The sequence below is a fragment of the Parabacteroides sp. AM58-2XD genome (assembly GCF_003463685.1).
Lineage (GTDB): Bacteria > Bacteroidota > Bacteroidia > Bacteroidales > Tannerellaceae > Parabacteroides > Parabacteroides segnis.
Genome location: NZ_QSDP01000040.1, coordinates 1 through 17065 on the forward strand (window position 1 = coordinate 1; position 17065 = coordinate 17065).

General features: G+C 43.4%; 13 protein-coding genes and 1 pseudogene. 10 read left to right on the forward strand and 4 right to left on the reverse strand.

The annotated features are described in order from the left end of the window. The first annotated feature begins 159 nt into the window (after positions 1 to 159). From DXA15_RS11305 to DXA15_RS11315, 3 genes are read left to right on the forward strand one after another with little or no spacing between them, the layout of a single operon-like run. Entirely contained in the window at positions 160 to 450 is a 291-nt protein-coding gene (locus DXA15_RS11305) for a hypothetical protein (RefSeq protein ID WP_128134082.1), read from the forward strand. Continuing rightward, complete coding sequence (locus DXA15_RS11310; protein WP_128134083.1) at positions 450 to 995, forward strand: lysophospholipid acyltransferase family protein; 546 nt, start codon at positions 450 to 452, stop codon at positions 993 to 995. Before DXA15_RS11305 ends, DXA15_RS11310 begins: the two co-directional genes overlap by 1 nt. Before the next feature lie 9 nt (positions 996 to 1004). Further along, positions 1005 to 1793, forward strand: a complete 789-nt coding sequence (locus DXA15_RS11315; protein ID WP_128134084.1) for an amidohydrolase — start codon at positions 1005 to 1007, stop codon at positions 1791 to 1793. Positions 1794 to 1951: 158 nt separating this feature from the next. Here DXA15_RS11315 and dnaK read toward each other — a convergent pair whose 3' ends face one another. Beyond that, positions 1952 to 3868 (reverse strand): molecular chaperone DnaK, encoded by a 1917-nt coding sequence (gene dnaK / locus DXA15_RS11320; protein ID WP_128134085.1) that lies wholly within the window; start codon positions 3866 to 3868, stop codon positions 1952 to 1954. Positions 3869 to 4114: 246 nt separating this feature from the next. Here dnaK and DXA15_RS11325 point away from each other — a divergent pair, with 246 nt between their 5' ends. Next, a complete protein-coding gene (locus DXA15_RS11325) occupies positions 4115 to 5509 on the forward strand; it encodes a putative oxidoreductase C-terminal domain-containing protein (protein WP_128134086.1) in 1395 nt (464 codons plus the stop codon). Positions 5510 to 5559: 50 nt separating this feature from the next. Here the strand turns inward: DXA15_RS11325 and DXA15_RS11330 are convergent, their stop codons facing one another. From DXA15_RS11330 to DXA15_RS11340, 3 genes and pseudogenes are all read right to left on the reverse strand, one after another. Beyond that, complete coding sequence (locus DXA15_RS11330) at positions 5560 to 6696, reverse strand: ATP-binding protein (protein WP_128134087.1); 1137 nt, start codon at positions 6694 to 6696, stop codon at positions 5560 to 5562. Positions 6697 to 6834: 138 nt separating this feature from the next. Then, a pseudogene (locus DXA15_RS11335) lies at positions 6835 to 8408 on the reverse strand (ribonuclease E/G). A 225-nt stretch (positions 8409 to 8633) separates the two neighbouring features. After that, a complete protein-coding gene (locus DXA15_RS11340; RefSeq protein WP_005636204.1) occupies positions 8634 to 8906 on the reverse strand; it encodes an HU family DNA-binding protein in 273 nt (90 codons plus the stop codon). A 134-nt stretch (positions 8907 to 9040) separates the two neighbouring features. Here DXA15_RS11340 and mutY point away from each other — a divergent pair, with 134 nt between their 5' ends. From mutY to DXA15_RS11370, 6 genes are all read left to right on the forward strand, one after another. Beyond that, positions 9041 to 10180 carry an A/G-specific adenine glycosylase gene (gene mutY / locus DXA15_RS11345; protein WP_128134088.1) on the forward strand — a complete coding sequence of 380 codons (1140 nt, stop codon included), beginning with the start codon at positions 9041 to 9043 and terminating at the stop codon, positions 10178 to 10180. Positions 10181 to 10223: 43 nt separating this feature from the next. Further along, entirely contained in the window at positions 10224 to 10715 is a 492-nt protein-coding gene (locus DXA15_RS11350; protein WP_128134089.1) for a single-stranded DNA-binding protein, read from the forward strand. A gap of 25 nt (positions 10716 to 10740) precedes the next feature. Then, on the forward strand, positions 10741 to 12078 hold the full coding sequence (gldE, locus tag DXA15_RS11355) for a gliding motility-associated protein GldE (RefSeq protein ID WP_128134090.1): 1338 nt from the start codon (positions 10741 to 10743) through the stop codon (positions 12076 to 12078). Further along, positions 12078 to 12656, forward strand: a complete 579-nt coding sequence (locus DXA15_RS11360) for a gliding motility protein GldD (protein WP_128134110.1) — start codon at positions 12078 to 12080, stop codon at positions 12654 to 12656. Before gldE ends, DXA15_RS11360 begins: the two co-directional genes overlap by 1 nt. Next, entirely contained in the window at positions 12656 to 13300 is a 645-nt protein-coding gene (locus DXA15_RS11365) for a 4'-phosphopantetheinyl transferase superfamily protein (RefSeq protein WP_128134091.1), read from the forward strand. The genes DXA15_RS11360 and DXA15_RS11365 overlap by 1 nt, the downstream gene beginning before the upstream one ends. A 249-nt stretch (positions 13301 to 13549) precedes the next feature. After that, complete coding sequence (locus DXA15_RS11370; RefSeq protein WP_128134092.1) at positions 13550 to 17050, forward strand: DUF748 domain-containing protein; 3501 nt, start codon at positions 13550 to 13552, stop codon at positions 17048 to 17050. Positions 17051 to 17065 lie beyond the last annotated feature (15 nt).

Here is a 17065-nt window from a genome sequence, read left to right on the forward strand (position 1 = left end):
TGTAGACAGCGACCTGTTACACGAGGATCTGTCACTTCTGAAAAATAATTAGAGGTATTCATTTTGCAATGATAAACTTTTTAGAGGAATTTTGGTGCGGTCGCCCTGGTTATTTAATAAAGGATTTTGTAGATTTGTAGATATTTTAATGCGAAAATTATGGCTAAAAGAAGAATTTTAAAGAAAGAAATCAGCTATGTAGCAGGTGAACTGTTTTCTGAAGTATTAGTTTGTAAGCTATTTATTCCTGGAGTAGAGGAAGATAAAGCTGATGTTCTGTTGACAAGGATACTGGATATGCAGGATGAATTTATCCGTCGTGCCGGAACTCCGGATGCCAAAGACAACAAAACACTGGTAAAAGAGTATTATCGTAAACTTAGAGTTGATTTGCAGACAGAAGTCAACGCTATTGCAAATGAAATAGGAGAGCTAAGCAAAGAAAAATAATGAAGAAAGCGATCTGTAAGGCACTTCTTCGCATGGCCGGATGGAAACTGGGACCAGTTAGCGAAGATGTGCCTAAATGTGTGATATGCGTCGCCCCGCATACCAGCAATTGGGATTTTATTGTCGGAAAGTTGTTTTATACGGCATTAGGGCGTAACGCCAGTTTTCTAATCAAAAAAGAATGGTTCTTTTTTCCGTTCAATGTATTGTTTTCGTGGCTGGGTGGTGTGCCTGTCGACCGTCATCAACGGACTTCGGTAACCGACCAGATGGTTGAGGTGTTTAATAAACGCAAAATTTTTCAGCTGGCTGTGACACCGGAAGGTACACGTAAAAAGGTGGAAGAATGGAAGAAAGGGTTTTATTATATTGCTGAAAAGGCACAGGTTCCTATCATGATCGCTTATTTTGATTATGCAAAGAAGGAAGCCGGGTTTAAAGGATTGTTTTATCCGACCGGGGATGCAGAAAAGGATATTCGTACAATTCGTGAAAGTTACCGGGATGTGACAGCTTGTCATCCGGAAAATTTCGTAAAAGTTTAATTTACTATTATGGCAGACAGCTTACGTATCAGTATGATTCAATCCCATATCATTTGGGAAGACAGAGACGAGAATCTTGGTTATTACGGAGAATTACTCCGGCGTGTGAGTGGGAAAACGGATATTGCCGTACTTCCCGAAACCTTTACAACCGGTTTTTCCATGGAGGTGGAAAAGCTGGCTGATACGATGGATGGCCCGACTGTCCCGACTATAAAGGGATGGGCCGCTAAATATAATCTGGCTGTCGCCGGTAGTTTTATAGCGAAAGAAGACGGAAAATATTTTAACCGTGCTTTCTTTATCACTCCGGAAGGGGACGAATATTATTATGATAAACGTCATTTATTCCGGATGGCTGCTGAAGATAAGCATTTCACGGCTGGCGATAAACGTACGGTAATAAAGTATAAAGACTGGAATATCTGTTTGCTGGTTTGTTATGATCTCCGTTTCCCGGTATGGAGCCGCAACGTGGATAATGAGTATGACCTATTAATATATGTAGCAAACTGGCCTGAACCCCGTAAAAAGGTATGGAAAGCATTATTGCCTGCCAGGGCCATTGAAAATATGGCGTATGTGTGCGGTGTGAACCGGGTGGGTATCGATGGTAAAGGGTTTACTTATCGGGGCGATTCCATGATCTTCTCTCCGAAAGGAAAGAAACTGGCAGATGCCGGCAAACGGGAGGAAATAACTCGCACCTGTACATTAAATAAGAGTGATTTGGAGGAGTTGCGTGCTAAATTCCCGGCGTGGAAGGATGCAGATGCTTTTCGATTTTCTGAGTCATAGAGTTATTGAAAAAAGAGCGGCTATCGGGAAGAAACCTGGTAGCCGTTCTTTTTTAGGAAATATGTAGAGGGTTTGAGTTGTGTTTTGGTAAAAAAAAGCGACTGCCGGAGATTAATCCGACAATCGCTCTTCATCTTATGTGGAAAATGTAATCTATCTTATTTCACTTCCTCGAAGTCAACATCTGTTACGCCACCGTCCTTAGCTCCGCCAGCATTGTTGTTGGCCTGTTGCTGTCCGAAGTCAGGTCCCGGTTGTGCACCGCCCTGAGCATTCTGAGCATTGTACATTTCCTGGCTTGCAGCCTGGAATACTGTATTCAGTTCAGTCATGGCAGCATCGACACCTGCAATATCCTGGGCCTTGTGAGCTTCTTTCAGCTTGTTCAATGCAGCTTCGATAGGAGCTTTCTTATCAGCCGGAAGTTTGTCACCCAGGTCTTTCAACTGTTTTTCAGTCTGGAAAATCATACTGTCAGCCTGATTCAGCTTGTCGATACGTTCTTTTTCTTTCTTGTCGGCTTCAGCATTGGCCGCAGCTTCGTCTTTCATACGTTTTACTTCGTCGTCGCTCAAACCACTGGATGCTTCGATACGGATACTCTGTACTTTACCGGTTCCTTTATCTTTAGCAGATACATTCAGGATACCGTTTGCGTCGATATCGAAAGTAACTTCAATCTGAGGTACACCACGCTGTGCAGCAGGTATTCCGTCCAGGTGGAAGCGGCCGATTGATTTGTTGTCCTTAGCCAGAGAACGTTCACCTTGCAGGATATGAATTTCTACAGACGGCTGGTTGTCGACAGCAGTTGTAAATGTTTCCGATTTCTTAGTCGGAATTGTTGTGTTGGCTTCGATCAGCTTAGTCATCACGCCACCCATTGTTTCGATACCCAGAGACAGCGGAGTAACATCCAGCAACAATACGTCTTTTACTTCACCGGTCAATACACCACCCTGGATTGCAGCACCTACAGCTACTACTTCATCCGGGTTAACACCTTTGGAAGGAGCTTTGCCGAAGAATTTTTCAACGATAGCCTGTACAGCCGGGATACGTGTAGAACCACCTACCAGGATTACTTCGTCGATATCGGAAGTACTCAAACCTGCATCTTTCAATGACTGACGGCACGGTTCGATACAAGCCTGGATCAGGCTGTCTGCCAACTGTTCGAATTTAGCACGTGTCAATGTCTTAACCAAGTGCTTTGGAATACCGTTAACCGGCATGATATACGGCAGGTTGATTTCTGTGCTTGTTGTGCTTGACAATTCGATCTTAGCTTTTTCAGCAGCTTCTTTCAAACGTTGCAAAGCCATCGGGTCTTTGCGCAGGTCAACGCCTTCTTCACGAAGGAATTCTTCTGCCAGCCAGTCGATAATCACGTGGTCGAAGTCATCACCACCCAGATGAGTATCACCGTTTGTTGATTTTACTTCAAATACACCGTCACCCAATTCGAGGATTGAAATATCGAAAGTACCGCCACCAAGGTCGAATACGGCAATCTTCATATCTTTGCTGGTCTTGTCAAGACCGTAAGCCAGAGATGCGGCAGTCGGTTCGTTCACGATACGGCGAACATTCAGACCGGCAATTTCACCGGCTTCTTTTGTAGCCTGACGCTGAGCATCGCTAAAGTAAGCCGGAACAGTGATAACCGCATCTGTTACTTCCTGTCCTAAATAATCTTCAGCAGTCTTCTTCATCTTCTGAAGAACCATTGCTGAAATTTCCTGCGGAGTGTACAGACGACCTTCGATATCCACACGCGGAGTGTTGTTATCGCCACGTACTATCTTATAAGGTACGCGATTGATCTCTTTCTGAACCTGGTCGTAAGTTTCACCCATGAAACGTTTGATAGAAAATATAGTTTTTTCCGGATTGGTGATAGCCTGACGTTTTGCGGGATCACCAACTTTACGTTCGCCGCCTTCAACGAATGCAACGATTGAAGGAGTCGTTCTTTTACCTTCGCTGTTTGCAATAACAACCGGTTCGTTACCTTCCAGTACGGCAACACATGAGTTGGTTGTTCCTAAGTCGATACCAATAATTTTTCCCATAATTTTCTACTATTTTAATTGTTATTATTTTTCGTCTTTGCTTTTTCTCTTGTCGAGTTGCACCAATTAGTATACAAAACGTATGCCAAAGTAACAATGAATGGTTCCGAATTGTTTTTGCTGTCAGAAATAATGACAATACGGCAGTTGTTAAAACGATATATTTTTATCTTTGTGGCATAGAAGTGATTCTTGTATAATTTTAGACCGAAGGTGGAGAATATTATTAATTAAATCGTATATAAAATGAAAAACTATCTTGTTTTTACCATGGCTACACTTTTATTGGGAACGGCGTGTTCCTCTAAGAAGGAACACGCAGATGGGTTTACCGGCGCACCGGGCGAGGTGAAACTGATAACGCTTGATCCCGGACATTTTCATGCAGCACTGGTACAAAAAGTCTCTTATCCACAAGTTTCCAAGGATGTTTATGTGTACGCTCCCACAGGTTTCGATGTAAACGAACACCTGAAGCGTATCGAAGGATTTAACACTCGTGCGGAGAATCCGACACAGTGGAATGAAATTGTTTATACAGGTACCGATTATCTTGAAAAAATGCTTGCCGAGAAGAAGGGTAATGTCATGGTTCAGGCCGGCAACAACGGTAAGAAGACAGAATATATAAAAAAGACACTGGAAGCCGGTATCAACGTGCTGTCTGACAAGCCTATGGCAATCAATAGCCAGAATTTTAAATTACTGGAAGAGTGTTTTGATATTGCCAGGCAAAAGAACGTCCTGTTGTATGACATTATGACTGAAAGGAATGAGATTACAACGATGTTACAGCGTGAGCTTTCAACAATTCCGGCGATATATGGTGAACAGCTGAAAGGTTCTCCCGACGAGCCGGCTATCGTAAAGGAAAGTGTGCATCATTTGTTTAAACTGGTGGATAACAAACCGCTGACCCGTCCAGTGTGGTATTTTGATGTAACTCAGCAGGGGGAAGGTATTGTGGATGTAACAACTCACCTGGTAGATCTCGTTCAGTGGGAGGCTTTTCCTGAACAGATCATCGATTATAAAAAAGATATCGAATTGGTCGATGCGAACCGTTGGACAACTTCAATCAGTCCGGAGGAATTTAAGCAGGTGACAGGCACGGATGCTTATCCTGATTTCCTGAAAAAGGATGTGGAGAACGATACATTGAAAGTTTATTGCAACGGAGATATCGTTTATAAGATCAAAGGTGTGACGGCCAAAGTTTCTGTTATTTGGAATTATACTTTCCCGAAAGGCGGCGGTGATACGCATTTTTCTGTCATGAAGGGAAGTAAGGCCGACTTGGTGATCCGTCAGGGACAGGAACAGGGATATAAGCCGGAATTATATATCGAGGCATTGCCTGATATCGATCTGGCTGCTTATGAAAAAGAACTGGCAGAAGCCATACCGACTGTTGTGGATAAGTATCCGGATGTTGCTTTAAATAAGATTTCTGATAATGTATGGCAGGTTCAGATCCCAGTAAAATATAGAGTAGGGCATGAGGCTCATTTTGGTCAGGTAATGGAAAATTATCTGCAATATTTACAGGACGGCAAATTGCCGGACTGGGAAGTCCCGAATATGATCGCCAAGTATTATGTGACAACGCATGCGTTGGAGATGGCGAAGGTGAAGAAGTAAAGGAAGGCGGGCTATTAGGGAGCGTAGATTGTTTTAGTCATCAGCGCTCCTTAATATTCAGTAGCCAACCAATCGGCAAAGAAATAGTCGTATACCCGATAAACACCATCTGTTTGCGTGATAAGGTCTTTCTCCATCAATCCTTTGACTGCCGCTTGTACGGAACTGGCAGAAGGCAAATTGTATTTCTTGATAAAGGCAGAAGATGTTATGCCTTGTGCCTCCCGTTCTTTAGCTATGGCCTGCAGTACCTGTTTTTGCTTGGTTGCAAGGTTGGCTAATATTTCCCGGTAAAGGCTGTCTTGTGTTTGGATGACATTTTTTCGTGCTATTTCGATCTTATCAGTTTTACACCATTCCCCATGAGCAGTCAGAGCAAATAATTCGTTCATCATTATTTGAACGAACCAGGTATAACCGGCAAACATCGAATAAACTTTCTCAGTAACTGTTCTTTCAATATGTTTCCCACGTTCCTCAAACATACGATTTGCAAATTTGATATAAGTTTCTTGTGGGATAGCTTCCAATCCCATCCCTATGGAGCTTTGATAGAATGGTTTTAAGGGCGAGTTGAACATATTGTTCATCAGATGTCGTTTACTGCCGGCAAAAATAAACATGGTATGGCTGCATTGCTGAATTTTCGTACGTAGCAAAGCTTCGACATTTTTCTCTTCGTAACCGGCAATTTGCTGAAATTCGTCTATTGCCACAATACAAGGTCTGTCTGCTGATTCTAGATAGTTGAAAATCTCGTCCAGCGTGATTTGTGGCGTCTGAATATCACCCAATCCGATATCGAAGCCGGGTTCTCCCGTCAATGCATCCAGTTTAAATCCAACGCGTAATGAACTTATTATTTGAAAGAACTTTTCGCTCCAGGACGTTTTCAAAGGTTTTAGCTCGTCATAAATAGATTTCCCCAATAAATAGACAAATTCAGCCAGTGAGGTCGTTGCGTAGATATCAATAAAAAAAGTATAATAACTTTCCTTGATTTGTTTCTGGCGGAAACAGTGATTTATCAGCCCTGTTTTCCCTAGACGGCGAGGAGAAATCAGTGCAACATTACGGCCATTCTCAATCTGTTTAATCAAAAAGTCCGTTTCTTGTTCACGATCACAGAAATACTTATCAGAAATATACCTTCCTACGACAAAAGGATTTGTCATTGCTATATCCATATTTTCTTTTTATTGCAAATATAATTATTATGTTTATAATAAAAGTGTATTCTCGGATATTGATTTTACAAGAAGGATATATTTCTCCTTACAAATAGAAACAAAAATCCCCGAAGCCTGTATCGCTCCGGGGATTTTTTATTTTTTCATTTCCTTTTCTTCCATCATGTCGAGTTCATTCTTGTCGGAATCAATAAATTTGTATTCCAGAAAACCCAGACTTTGGTTAGGAATGACTTTCATACCCATTGAGTATTTTAGTTTCCATTTCATACTGAGGGGATAAAGCCCCTTGTTTACGAATGCTGCCACGTAGGGATGTACGTGCAGGGCGAATTTCTTTACATTATGCTTATTCACTAAACAATCGATCTTACCTTCCAGATTGTCGGTAAATAGGATCGAAGGTTTGATTGTCCCTGTGCCGAAACAGGTAGGACACGATTCTGTTGTATCCACATCCATTGCCGGGCGTACCCTCTGGCGGGTAATCTGCATCAGACCAAACTTACTTAAAGGCAGGATGTTGTGTTTGGCCCGGTCGCTTGCCATCGCTTTAGTCATGTGTTCAAACAACTTCTGTCGGTTGGCGCTTCCGCCATGTCGATGAAGTCGACCACAATAATACCACCCATATCACGAAGACGAAGCTGGCGTGCAATTTCGTCAGCGGCAGCTGTGTTTACGTCGATAGCTGTTTTCTCTTGGGCATCGCTCCCTTTGGAACGGTTGCCGCTGTTCACATCGATCACGTGCATGGCCTCGGTATGCTCAATAATCAGGTAAGCTCCACTTTTATACGTAACCGTACGTCCAAACAGCGATTTAACTTGTTTTGTGATACCGAAATTGTCGAAGATAGGTAATTCGCCGGTATATCGCTGTACGATCTCTTCCCTTCCGGGAGCGATCAGGCTGACATAATCGCGTATGTTATGATAAACATCCGCATCGTTTACGTAAATGTTCTGGAAAGACGGGTTGAAGATGTCGCGGAGCAAAGCTACCGTACGTGCCGTTTCTTCATATACAATCGACGGCACTTTCAGTTTGGGAACTTTGACGATGTTATCTTCCCATCGTTTCACTAATGTCTTTAATTCATGGTCGAGTTCAGCAACACGTTTTCCTTCAGAAGAAGTACGTACGATCACGCTGAAATTTTTCGGCTTGATGCTCTGAATCAACTGCCGCAAACGGGCACGTTCCTCGCTCGACTTGATTTTTGTGGAGACAGAGACCTTATCGGCAAATGGTATCAATACGATGTATCTTCCGGCAAATGACAGCTCGGAAGTCAGTCGCGGACCCTTTGTTGAGATCGGCTCTTTGGCAATCTGTACCAACACCTCTTGTCCTACTTTAAGCACGTTACTGATGCTTCCGTCCTTTTCAATCTCTGGAAGTATCTGCACTTTTGAAATGGCGGGCATCTTTTTAGGATCGCCAAGTGCTTGTTTGAGGAACTTTTGTTGGGTGTTGAAGTTAGGACCTAAGTCCAGATAATGAAGAAATGCGTCCTTTTTGTACCCTACGTCGATAAAAGCAGCGTTCAAACCCGGCATCAGTTTCTTTACTTTGCCAAGATAAATATCGCCTACGGCAAACGAGACATTGCGAGCCTCCTTTTGGAGTTCCACAAGGTTTTTGTCTTCCAATACGGCAATAGATACCTCTTTGGGTTGTACATCAACTACTAATTCACTTATCACTTAAAAAGAGGGTTTTTTTAATTCAGACCTTTCTAAATACGCAAAGAACAAACTTAAAAGGTCACTTATTAAGTTTGTTCTTTAGAGTTTCTCAATAGACTTATTTCTTTTTATGTCTATTCTTTTTCAGTCTCTTTTTGCGCTTGTGCGTAGACATTTTATGTCTTTTTCTTTTCTTTCCGCTAGGCATTGTTTCTAAATTTTAAATTAAACTATAATTACTAATTACTTAACTTCGTTCAGGAAAGTTTTAGCCGGCTTGAATGAAGGGATGTTATGCTCCGGAATGATGATCGTAGTATTTTTTGAAATATTACGAGCAGTTTTCTGAGCTCTCTTCTTAATAACGAAACTTCCGAATCCTCTCAGATAAACGTTTTCACCCTGAGATAACGAACTTTTCACGATGTCCATGAAAGATTCTACGCTATTCAATACCGTCTGCTTATCGATACCGGTACTTTTTGAAATCTCGCTAACAATATCTGCTTTAGTCATGTCTATAAATTAATTAATGATTTGGACCTATTAATTTTTTGGAATGCAAATATATAGCTTTTTATTTAAGTGGGAAAAGAATTGCCCGCCATTTTTTAATAAAAAAGATTCCTTACAATTCATTATATCTGTGTATGTTTGCATTAATCAACGAGTTGAGAGTTTCAAAACTACAAATACAGGACATTTTAACGCAAATGGAAAACGAATTGGAAGTCAGCCATATTTTGCTGGCCTGGTATAAAACGAATAAGAGGATGCTGCCCTGGCGGGAATCGTCCGATCCGTATATAATCTGGATATCGGAAATTATCCTTCAACAAACCCGTGTCGCTCAGGGAATGGACTACTTTTACAGGTTCACCGAACGCTTTCCGGATGTCGCTTCCCTGGCGGCGGCGGAAGAGGATGAGGTGCTGAAATATTGGCAGGGGTTGGGCTATTATAGCCGTGCCCGTAACCTGCACGCTGCCGCTAAGAGTATCATGGAACGGTTCGGCGGCGTTTTCCCCCGGGAATATAAAGAGATATTGTCTTTGAAAGGTATCGGTGAATATACGGCTGCTGCCATTGTGTCTTTCGTATGGAATAAGCCTTATCCGGTTGTCGACGGGAATGTGTACCGTGTCTTATCCCGATTGTATGCAGTCGACACGCCAATTGATAGCACGCAGGGAAAGAAACAGTTTGCGGAACTGGCCGCTCTTGTGATGAATCCTAAATATGCGGGGACGCATAACCAGGCGGTTATGGAGTTCGGGGCTTTGCAGTGTGTTCCACAAAATCCGGATTGTGAAGTTTGTCCGTTGAAGGAACGTTGTATGGCCTATGCTTCGGGTAATGTGCAGGCGTTTCCGGTCAAGCAGAATAAGGCGAAAACACGGCCCCGTTATTTTCATTATCTATACATTATATATAAGGGGCAAACCTGGCTTTCGCGCCGGGGCAAAAAAGATATCTGGGAAGGGCTTTATGAATTCCCATTGATCGAGACGGCGGAACCGATGGATTTTGCCGGATTGCAGCAAACGGAAGCGTACCGGAAATTGTTTGACGGTGCCGGTCGGATGAATGTTTCCGTGGATATGTCCGAGGTGAAGCATGTCCTTTCCCACCAGGTTCTTTATACGACATTTTACCGGGTCGAGGTTGAAAAAGTGACGGACGCATTGAATTCGTATCTGGCTGTTCCGTATGAAGATATCGAACGTTATGCCGTTCCCCGCCTGGTACATATTTATTTGGAGAAATTAAACGGAAATTTGTCTGAATGATCGAATTTATGTTTCTTTGTAAGATATTAAAAGAATTACAACTATGTCATTGAATAAAGTCATATTGATTGGTAACGTGGGTAAAGATCCCGACGTTCGTTATTTCGACAGCGGTACGGCCGTTGCAAACTTCCCTTTGGCAACTTCCGAAAGAGGTTACACACTGGCAAACGGTACGGTTGTGCCGGAGAGAACAGAATGGCACAATATCGTGGTTCGCCGCGACCAGGTTGCTTTTGTTGAGAAATGGGTGAAGAAAGGTTCGGGTGTTTATGTAGAAGGAAAGATTCGTACCCGCAGTTATGACGACCAGAGTGGTGTGAAACGTTATGTGACTGAAATTCATGCAGACCGTATTGAATTTTATAATACGGGCACACGTCCGGCCGACGGTACGGCAACGAATGCCGGAACAGGTTTCCAGCAAGGCGGACAGCCACAGGCAACACAGCAGGCTACGTCTTACCAGCAACCGGTATCGCAACAGCCGGATATTTCAACTGATTCAAACAGTGCGGATGATCTTCCGTTCTGATATTGTTTAACTAATACGGTTCCCCTTGGACTCAGACTATTATTTATCGGGCTTATTCGATCAGGTTACTATACAGGCGTTCACAGCAGGCCCTGTTATAGCGTTAAGCCTTGCTTGTTTACTGCTGTTGGTGTCCGGCTTCGTGTCGGCATCGGAAGTGGCATTCTTTTCTCTTACCCCGGGTGATATAAACGACATCCGGGAGGAGAATTCGCCTTCGGACCCGTTGATCCGGAAATTACTGGATCGCTCCGAATATTTACTTGCGGCTATTTTGATAGCCAATAACTTTGTGAACGTGGCCGTGGTTATGCTTTGTACCTACGGCATTAATTCTTTGATCAATTTCTCGGCTGTTCCTGCCCTGGGTTTCATTCTTGAAACAATCGTACTGACCTTTATGCTTTTACTTTTCGGCGAGATCATGCCTAAGATCTACGCACAGAAAAATTCGCTCCGTTTCGTTCGCCGTTCCGCTTCGGTGTTGAATATGGTGGAACGCATCTGCCGTCCGCTTTCGGTGGTATTGGTTAATTCTACCTCTATTATCAACAAGGCGTTGGTGAAGAAAAAATATGACTTGTCGGTCGATGAGTTATCCAAGGCTTTGGAGTTGACCTCTAAAGAGATTCCGGAAGAGAAAGAGATGCTGGCTGAGATCATCAAGTTCTATAATAAGACGGCCGATGAGATCATGACGCCCCGTTTGGATATGGAGGACATCGAGATAAAGACCAGCTTTCGCAATGTGATTGATTTCATTATCAAATCCGGTTATTCGCGAATCCCTATATATGCCGAATCGGAAGATAATATTAAAGGTATCCTTTATATAAAGGATTTGCTTCCTTATATAGAAAAGCCGGATACATTCCGCTGGCAGAGCTTAATTCGTCCGGCTTACTTTGTTCCCGAAACAAAGAAGATCGACGACTTGCTGGAAGAATTCCGTACCAATAAGATTCACATGGCGATTGTGGTGGATGAGTTTGGCGGTACGTCCGGTATCGTGACGATGGAAGACATTCTGGAGGAAATTGTCGGCGAGATTTCGGACGAATATGATGAAGATGAAAAGCAGTTTGTCCGTCTGGCAGACGGCAGCCTGATCTTCGAAGCCAAGATTTTATTGACAGACTTCTTCCGCGTTATCAATACAGACCCGTCCGAGTTCGGCAAACTGACGGAAGATGTAGAAACGCTTGCCGGTCTTTTACTGGAAATAAAAGGTGACTTCCCGCGCCGTCGGGAGATTATAGATTACGGTAAATATCGTTTCCAGATTCTGGAAATGGATAACCGGAGAATCCTGAAGGTGAAATTCAACTGTATTTCAGAAATAGAAAAAGAAGGAGAGGAGTGATGAAGCAGATTCTGTCCGGCCTGGTTTTCCTTAGTATCCTGTTGTGCTGTGTGTCTTGTACGGAATATACACCGAAACCGCGTGGTTATTTTCGTATCGAACCGCCTCTGGCACGTTATCAGGTGTTGCCTCTGGACAGTTTGCCCTACTCATTCAATGTTTCTCAGTTGGCTATTGTCGAGCTGCCGGAGATTGGAAGTCCGGAAGGATGGATCAATTTGTCTTATCCTTCATTGGGTGTGAAGATTTATTGCAGTTATTTACCCGTCACCCGTTCTACTTTGCAAATAGCAGAGAATGAATCGCGTTCCCTGGTTTCCCGCCAGGCGAAGCAGGCGAAAGCGGTAAAGGAACAAGCCTATAGCAACCCGGATGAACGGGTGTATGGCTCCCTTTTCCTGTTGGATGGGGAGTCTGCTTCTCCTGTGCAGTTTATGTTGACCGACAGTGCTTCGAACTTCTTTAGGGGTGCTTTATATTATGATTGTGTACCGAATGCCGATTCATTGGCTCCGGTTACAGATTATCTGAGAAAAGATATTATCGAGTTGATACAATCCTTTAGCTGGAAAAAGTAATGCCTGTCCTGTTTAAATACACAGAGCCGTTATTGGGTGTCTGGAAGATTGAAGAAAGTTCGGAAGAATTGCTGTCGATGCTGGGACTGTCATCCGAATATCTCCCTTTCCTGCAACAGATAAAAACAGAAAAACGTCGTCAGGAATGGCTGGCGTCTCGTGTTCTCCTGAAAGAGTTGGCGGGAGAGGAGTTGCTGATCGCTTATCACGACGATGGCGCTCCTTACTTACCCGATTCATCCTTATCCCTGAGTATTTCCCATACGAATGGCTATGCGGCAGTGTTGTTGCAGGAGCAGGGAGCGGTTGGTATAGATATAGAATACCGTTCCGACCGGGTATTAAAGATACGTAGCCGTTTTATGTCTCCGGAAGAGAATGCGTCGGTCGGTCCGGATTATGAAACAGAGCATCTGCTTGTCCATTGGTGTGCCAAGGAGGCTTTATTCAAGATGATCCGGCAACAGGATGTTGATTTTATAAAACATCTGCATGTGGAGCCGTTTACTTATACCGGTTCCGGAGAGCTTTGGGCGTTTGAAACCCGGACTCCCGAACGAAAGTCGTATGTTCTGAGCTATAAAGTATTTCCGGAGTTTGTTCTTGTTTATAGTATCCCTTCTTGCTTTGGCAATCCGGAATAGAGAGTTTGTTTTTATCCGTTCGCAACATTCTACCGATAGCTTTGTTCTAAATGATAGAGAAGTATATTTATATAAATTGTTGAGTAAATTATAAAACAGGAGTATTATATATTAGGAGAAAAGTGTATCATAATATATGATATTTTATTTTCATAATATATGCGATTCTAATATCATAATATATGATACTGTGATCCGCAATAAGGGAACACGATGTTACTATGTCAACGATATAGATAGGGAAAGGATATGGGGCAAAAGAAGAAAATAGTAAAATACATTTTCCCGGCAATAGGATTGCTGGCGGTGCTTCTGACTGTCCTGAACCTGTATCTGAGCAACCGCCTGGAAAGATATTTGAAAGTAGAGTTGAGCCGGCGTACCGCTGAGGCTACGGATGGATTCTATAACCTGTCGTTCGATGATCTTTCGATCGGTTTTGTGAAAGGGGAACTGAAAATCGAAGGCATCAGGCTGATGCCCGATTCAACTGTGTTTCAACAGTGGAAAGCTATTGACAGCCTTCCCCGTACTTATGTGAAAGCGGAGATCGGCATGATAGATTTCAAAGGTGTAAACCTTACCTGGCGGTGGAGTTATAAGGAATTGCATTTTAATACGTTTGAGATTAAAGACCCGCGGATAGAAGTTTTCGATTCTTATTATTCGGGGCGTGTGGAGAAAAAGGTCCGGCATGCCGATACCAAATCATTGTATGAAGTAATCTCTCCTTATATAAATGTGTTGAGCGTACGGACACTGAACCTGTCGAACGCCAGCGTATCTTATACCGTCGAGAATCCTGTGACACCGATCGTCTATGGGCTTGATGATGTCAGCTTTCGCGCTTACGGTTTTCTGTTGGATAAGAACTCGTCACAGAGCGGAAAGTTACTCTATTGTGATAACTTTGAATTTGTGACGAACCAACCGCAGACGCTGCTAGCCAATAACGACTTTCTCCTTAAAACAGACAGCATAAAACTCAGTACGCAGGATTCGATTATTTATATAGAGAAAATCAGGCTGATTCCGCAGGATAGTTTATGGACGGAGACGAAACAACGTCCGGATAGCTATGTCGATGCACAGGTCCGGACAGTGGAAGTCAACGGAATCCGTTTTAAACGAGAAGATGCATTGAATTATCTGACAGCCCGTTCTTTTGAAATATCTTCGTCGGACATTCAGGTATTTAATCTGGCCGCTAATGCCCCGGCTGCGAAAAAAGCGGCAGGCAATGCTACAAAAATCGATACGGATTCTTTGGTACAGGCTTTATCTTTATATGACATAATATCGCCGGTATTGCATAGCGTTTCTATCCGGACTGTCGGAATCGATGCCGCCAAAGTTACTTATTCGCAAGCCGTAAAAGATTCAGTGGAAGTCTATAAACTGGATAACTTCAATTTCCGGGCAAACGACTTCCTGGTTGATTCGGTTTCGGAAGAGAAGCATGGCTTGTGGTATTCCCGTAGTTTCGCCTTTGAAGCAACTGGCATCAGCGGGGAGATGACGGCACGTAACCACCGTTTCGATATTGCCCGTATGGCATTGGATACGGAGTCCGGCGATTTCAATATAGAGAAAATCCGCTTGAAGCCCATAAAAGTAAATTCCCGGAAAGACTATATGTCTGGTAGCATTGACACAGTCGGTATCAGGGGATTGCTTTATGATAAAGGGATCAGTGCTGACCTTTTCAAGATAGACCATCCGGTTATCTATTATTATAAATCCCCGTCTTATGCGAAGAAAAGCAAGGAAACGAAGCTGCCGGTAAATCCGAAGGCGGATGTGGAAAGCATCTTGAATCCGTTATTGCAGTATTTGTCTATTAAACGAATCAATCTGAATCATGCGTACGTAACATTGAATGACAGAAGCGTTCCCGATCCGATAATCTATAAGCTGAAAGATTTCAATTTCTATGCCACCCGTTTTTTGGTGGACGACAGTACGAACCGGAGTGGAGGCCTGTTCTTTGCCTGTGATCATTTTGGTTTCAGTTTCAAAGACTTCGACAATTACTTGCCGGGAAAAGCCTACCGTCTGTCTGTCCGGAAAGGTAATTTCTCTACGGCAAAAGGCATATTGGGATTACAGGACGTGAAACTGCTCCCGCAAGACTCTTTATGGCAAATGGGAGCAAATTCATATCTTCGTATGGAGACTCCGATGATTTCTGCGACCGGTTTGAACCGTCTGCCTGAGAATTTGCTTCAACGTCTGGATGATGTTTCGCTGCATGTCGAATCACCCGATATTCGCTTGATGAAAAAAGACGGAAGCCTGTTACAGGTATCACTTCAGGACTTGGGTATCGATAAAGTTGTGTGGGACAGTCTGCATTTTTCTGTCGGTTCAATAAATCTGTCTGATCCGGTTGTTAGTTATCAGGCCGGGACTTCTCCCGATCCGATAAAGACAAAAAAGAAATCTCCCGCCGTCCTATCGGATGATATTTATGAGGCAGTCGGTCGGTTTACACCTGACCTTTCACTGGGAAAACTGACAGTCTCCAATGCCGTATGGAATCGTGATACGGCAAACCTGTTTCTTGAAGGACTGCATGTCAATGTCAGGAACCGGACATTCGGGCTGAAGACTGTCCGATTCGATACCAAAGACCTGGCATTCCCGTTGGATAATGGTTTTTATACATTGAAGATAGGAAAAGTCAATCTGGATAATACCGATCTGAATCTGGAAGATATCCATTTGGTTTCCGCCTATCCGAAAATGGAATTTGCTTACCGGCAACCAAAGCATCAGGATTGGTTTGATGTCAAAGTCGGCCGGTTGGGATTGTCGGGAATCGATTTGCCGGCTTACTTCTCGGAGAAAGTGGTCCGGATAAAAAATGTAGAGGTTGACAATGCCGAACTTCAGAATTTTAAGAACCAACAGATTGCCGTGCCCCGCCGTATCGTACCGATGATCTATTCCGGTTTGCAGAAGGCACCGGTGAAAATGGCTATCGACAGTCTTCGTGTAAATAACTTTTCCGTTGTTTACGAAGAATTGTCAAAGAAAGGGATACAACCGGGTAAACTGTTTTTCACGGAAATGAACGGGAAATTCTCCGGCTTCACCAATATCGTTTCCTATCCGGACCAGTATATCCGTCTGGATGCAAACGGCAAATTAATGGGGAAAGGATATTTTACCGCCACCTGGCAGCTTCCGGTCGATTCCCTGAACGATCGTTTCCTGCTGGATGCGCATATGGAGGACTTTGATCTGACTGCATTGAACGAACTGATCACACCGCTGGCCTTAGCCAAAGTGGAGAGTGGTAAACTGGTCGATTTTACATTTAGCACTGAAGCCTCGACCAAAGGTGCCACTGTCGATATGCTATTCCTTTACAGGGATCTGAAGGCAGAGATAATGAAGGAGAAAAAAGGGGAGGTGATCGATAATAAATTCCTGTCGCGTTTGGCTAACCTGGTACTGAAACATGATAATCCCGACCATCCGGAACAGGGAACACGCAGGCCCCGTCATTCTCATTTGACGATAGAGCGTGATCCGTATCATTCTACATTTAATTATCTGTGGCAAATTCTTCGTCCGGCATTGACGGAGTCAGTCGGAGTCTCAAAGAAGGCGCAGGATGTAGCCAAAGATGTCTCCGGCTTCTTTACAAAAGTGAAGAACTTCTTCCATCCCGGAAAGAAAAAGCAACAAAAGCGGCCTGTATCCGGACAAAATGAACCGGCAGGTGAACTAATTCCCGAATAAACTTCATATATTTGT

What these genes read in the sequence shown, in the direction of transcription:
- DXA15_RS11315 (WP_128134084.1), top strand. Translation starts at nt 1,005, where the DNA reads ATGGCAGACAGCTTACGTATCAGTATGATTCAATCCCATATCATTTGG.
- DXA15_RS11360 (WP_128134110.1), top strand. Translation starts at nt 12,078, where the DNA reads ATGAAGCAGATTCTGTCCGGCCTGGTTTTCCTTAGTATCCTGTTGTGC.
- DXA15_RS11365 (WP_128134091.1), top strand. Translation starts at nt 12,656, where the DNA reads ATGCCTGTCCTGTTTAAATACACAGAGCCGTTATTGGGTGTCTGGAAG.
- DXA15_RS11330 (WP_128134087.1), bottom strand. Translation starts at nt 6,696, where the DNA reads ATGGATATAGCAATGACAAATCCTTTTGTCGTAGGAAGGTATATTTCT.
- DXA15_RS11325 (WP_128134086.1), top strand. Translation starts at nt 4,115, where the DNA reads ATGAAAAACTATCTTGTTTTTACCATGGCTACACTTTTATTGGGAACG.
- DXA15_RS11350 (WP_128134089.1), top strand. Translation starts at nt 10,224, where the DNA reads ATGTCATTGAATAAAGTCATATTGATTGGTAACGTGGGTAAAGATCCC.
- mutY (WP_128134088.1), top strand. Translation starts at nt 9,041, where the DNA reads ATGTTTGCATTAATCAACGAGTTGAGAGTTTCAAAACTACAAATACAG.
- dnaK (WP_128134085.1), bottom strand. Translation starts at nt 3,868, where the DNA reads ATGGGAAAAATTATTGGTATCGACTTAGGAACAACCAACTCATGTGTT.
- DXA15_RS11340 (WP_005636204.1), bottom strand. Translation starts at nt 8,906, where the DNA reads ATGACTAAAGCAGATATTGTTAGCGAGATTTCAAAAAGTACCGGTATC.
- DXA15_RS11370 (WP_128134092.1), top strand. Translation starts at nt 13,550, where the DNA reads ATGGGGCAAAAGAAGAAAATAGTAAAATACATTTTCCCGGCAATAGGA.
- DXA15_RS11305 (WP_128134082.1), top strand. Translation starts at nt 160, where the DNA reads ATGGCTAAAAGAAGAATTTTAAAGAAAGAAATCAGCTATGTAGCAGGT.
- DXA15_RS11310 (WP_128134083.1), top strand. Translation starts at nt 450, where the DNA reads ATGAAGAAAGCGATCTGTAAGGCACTTCTTCGCATGGCCGGATGGAAA.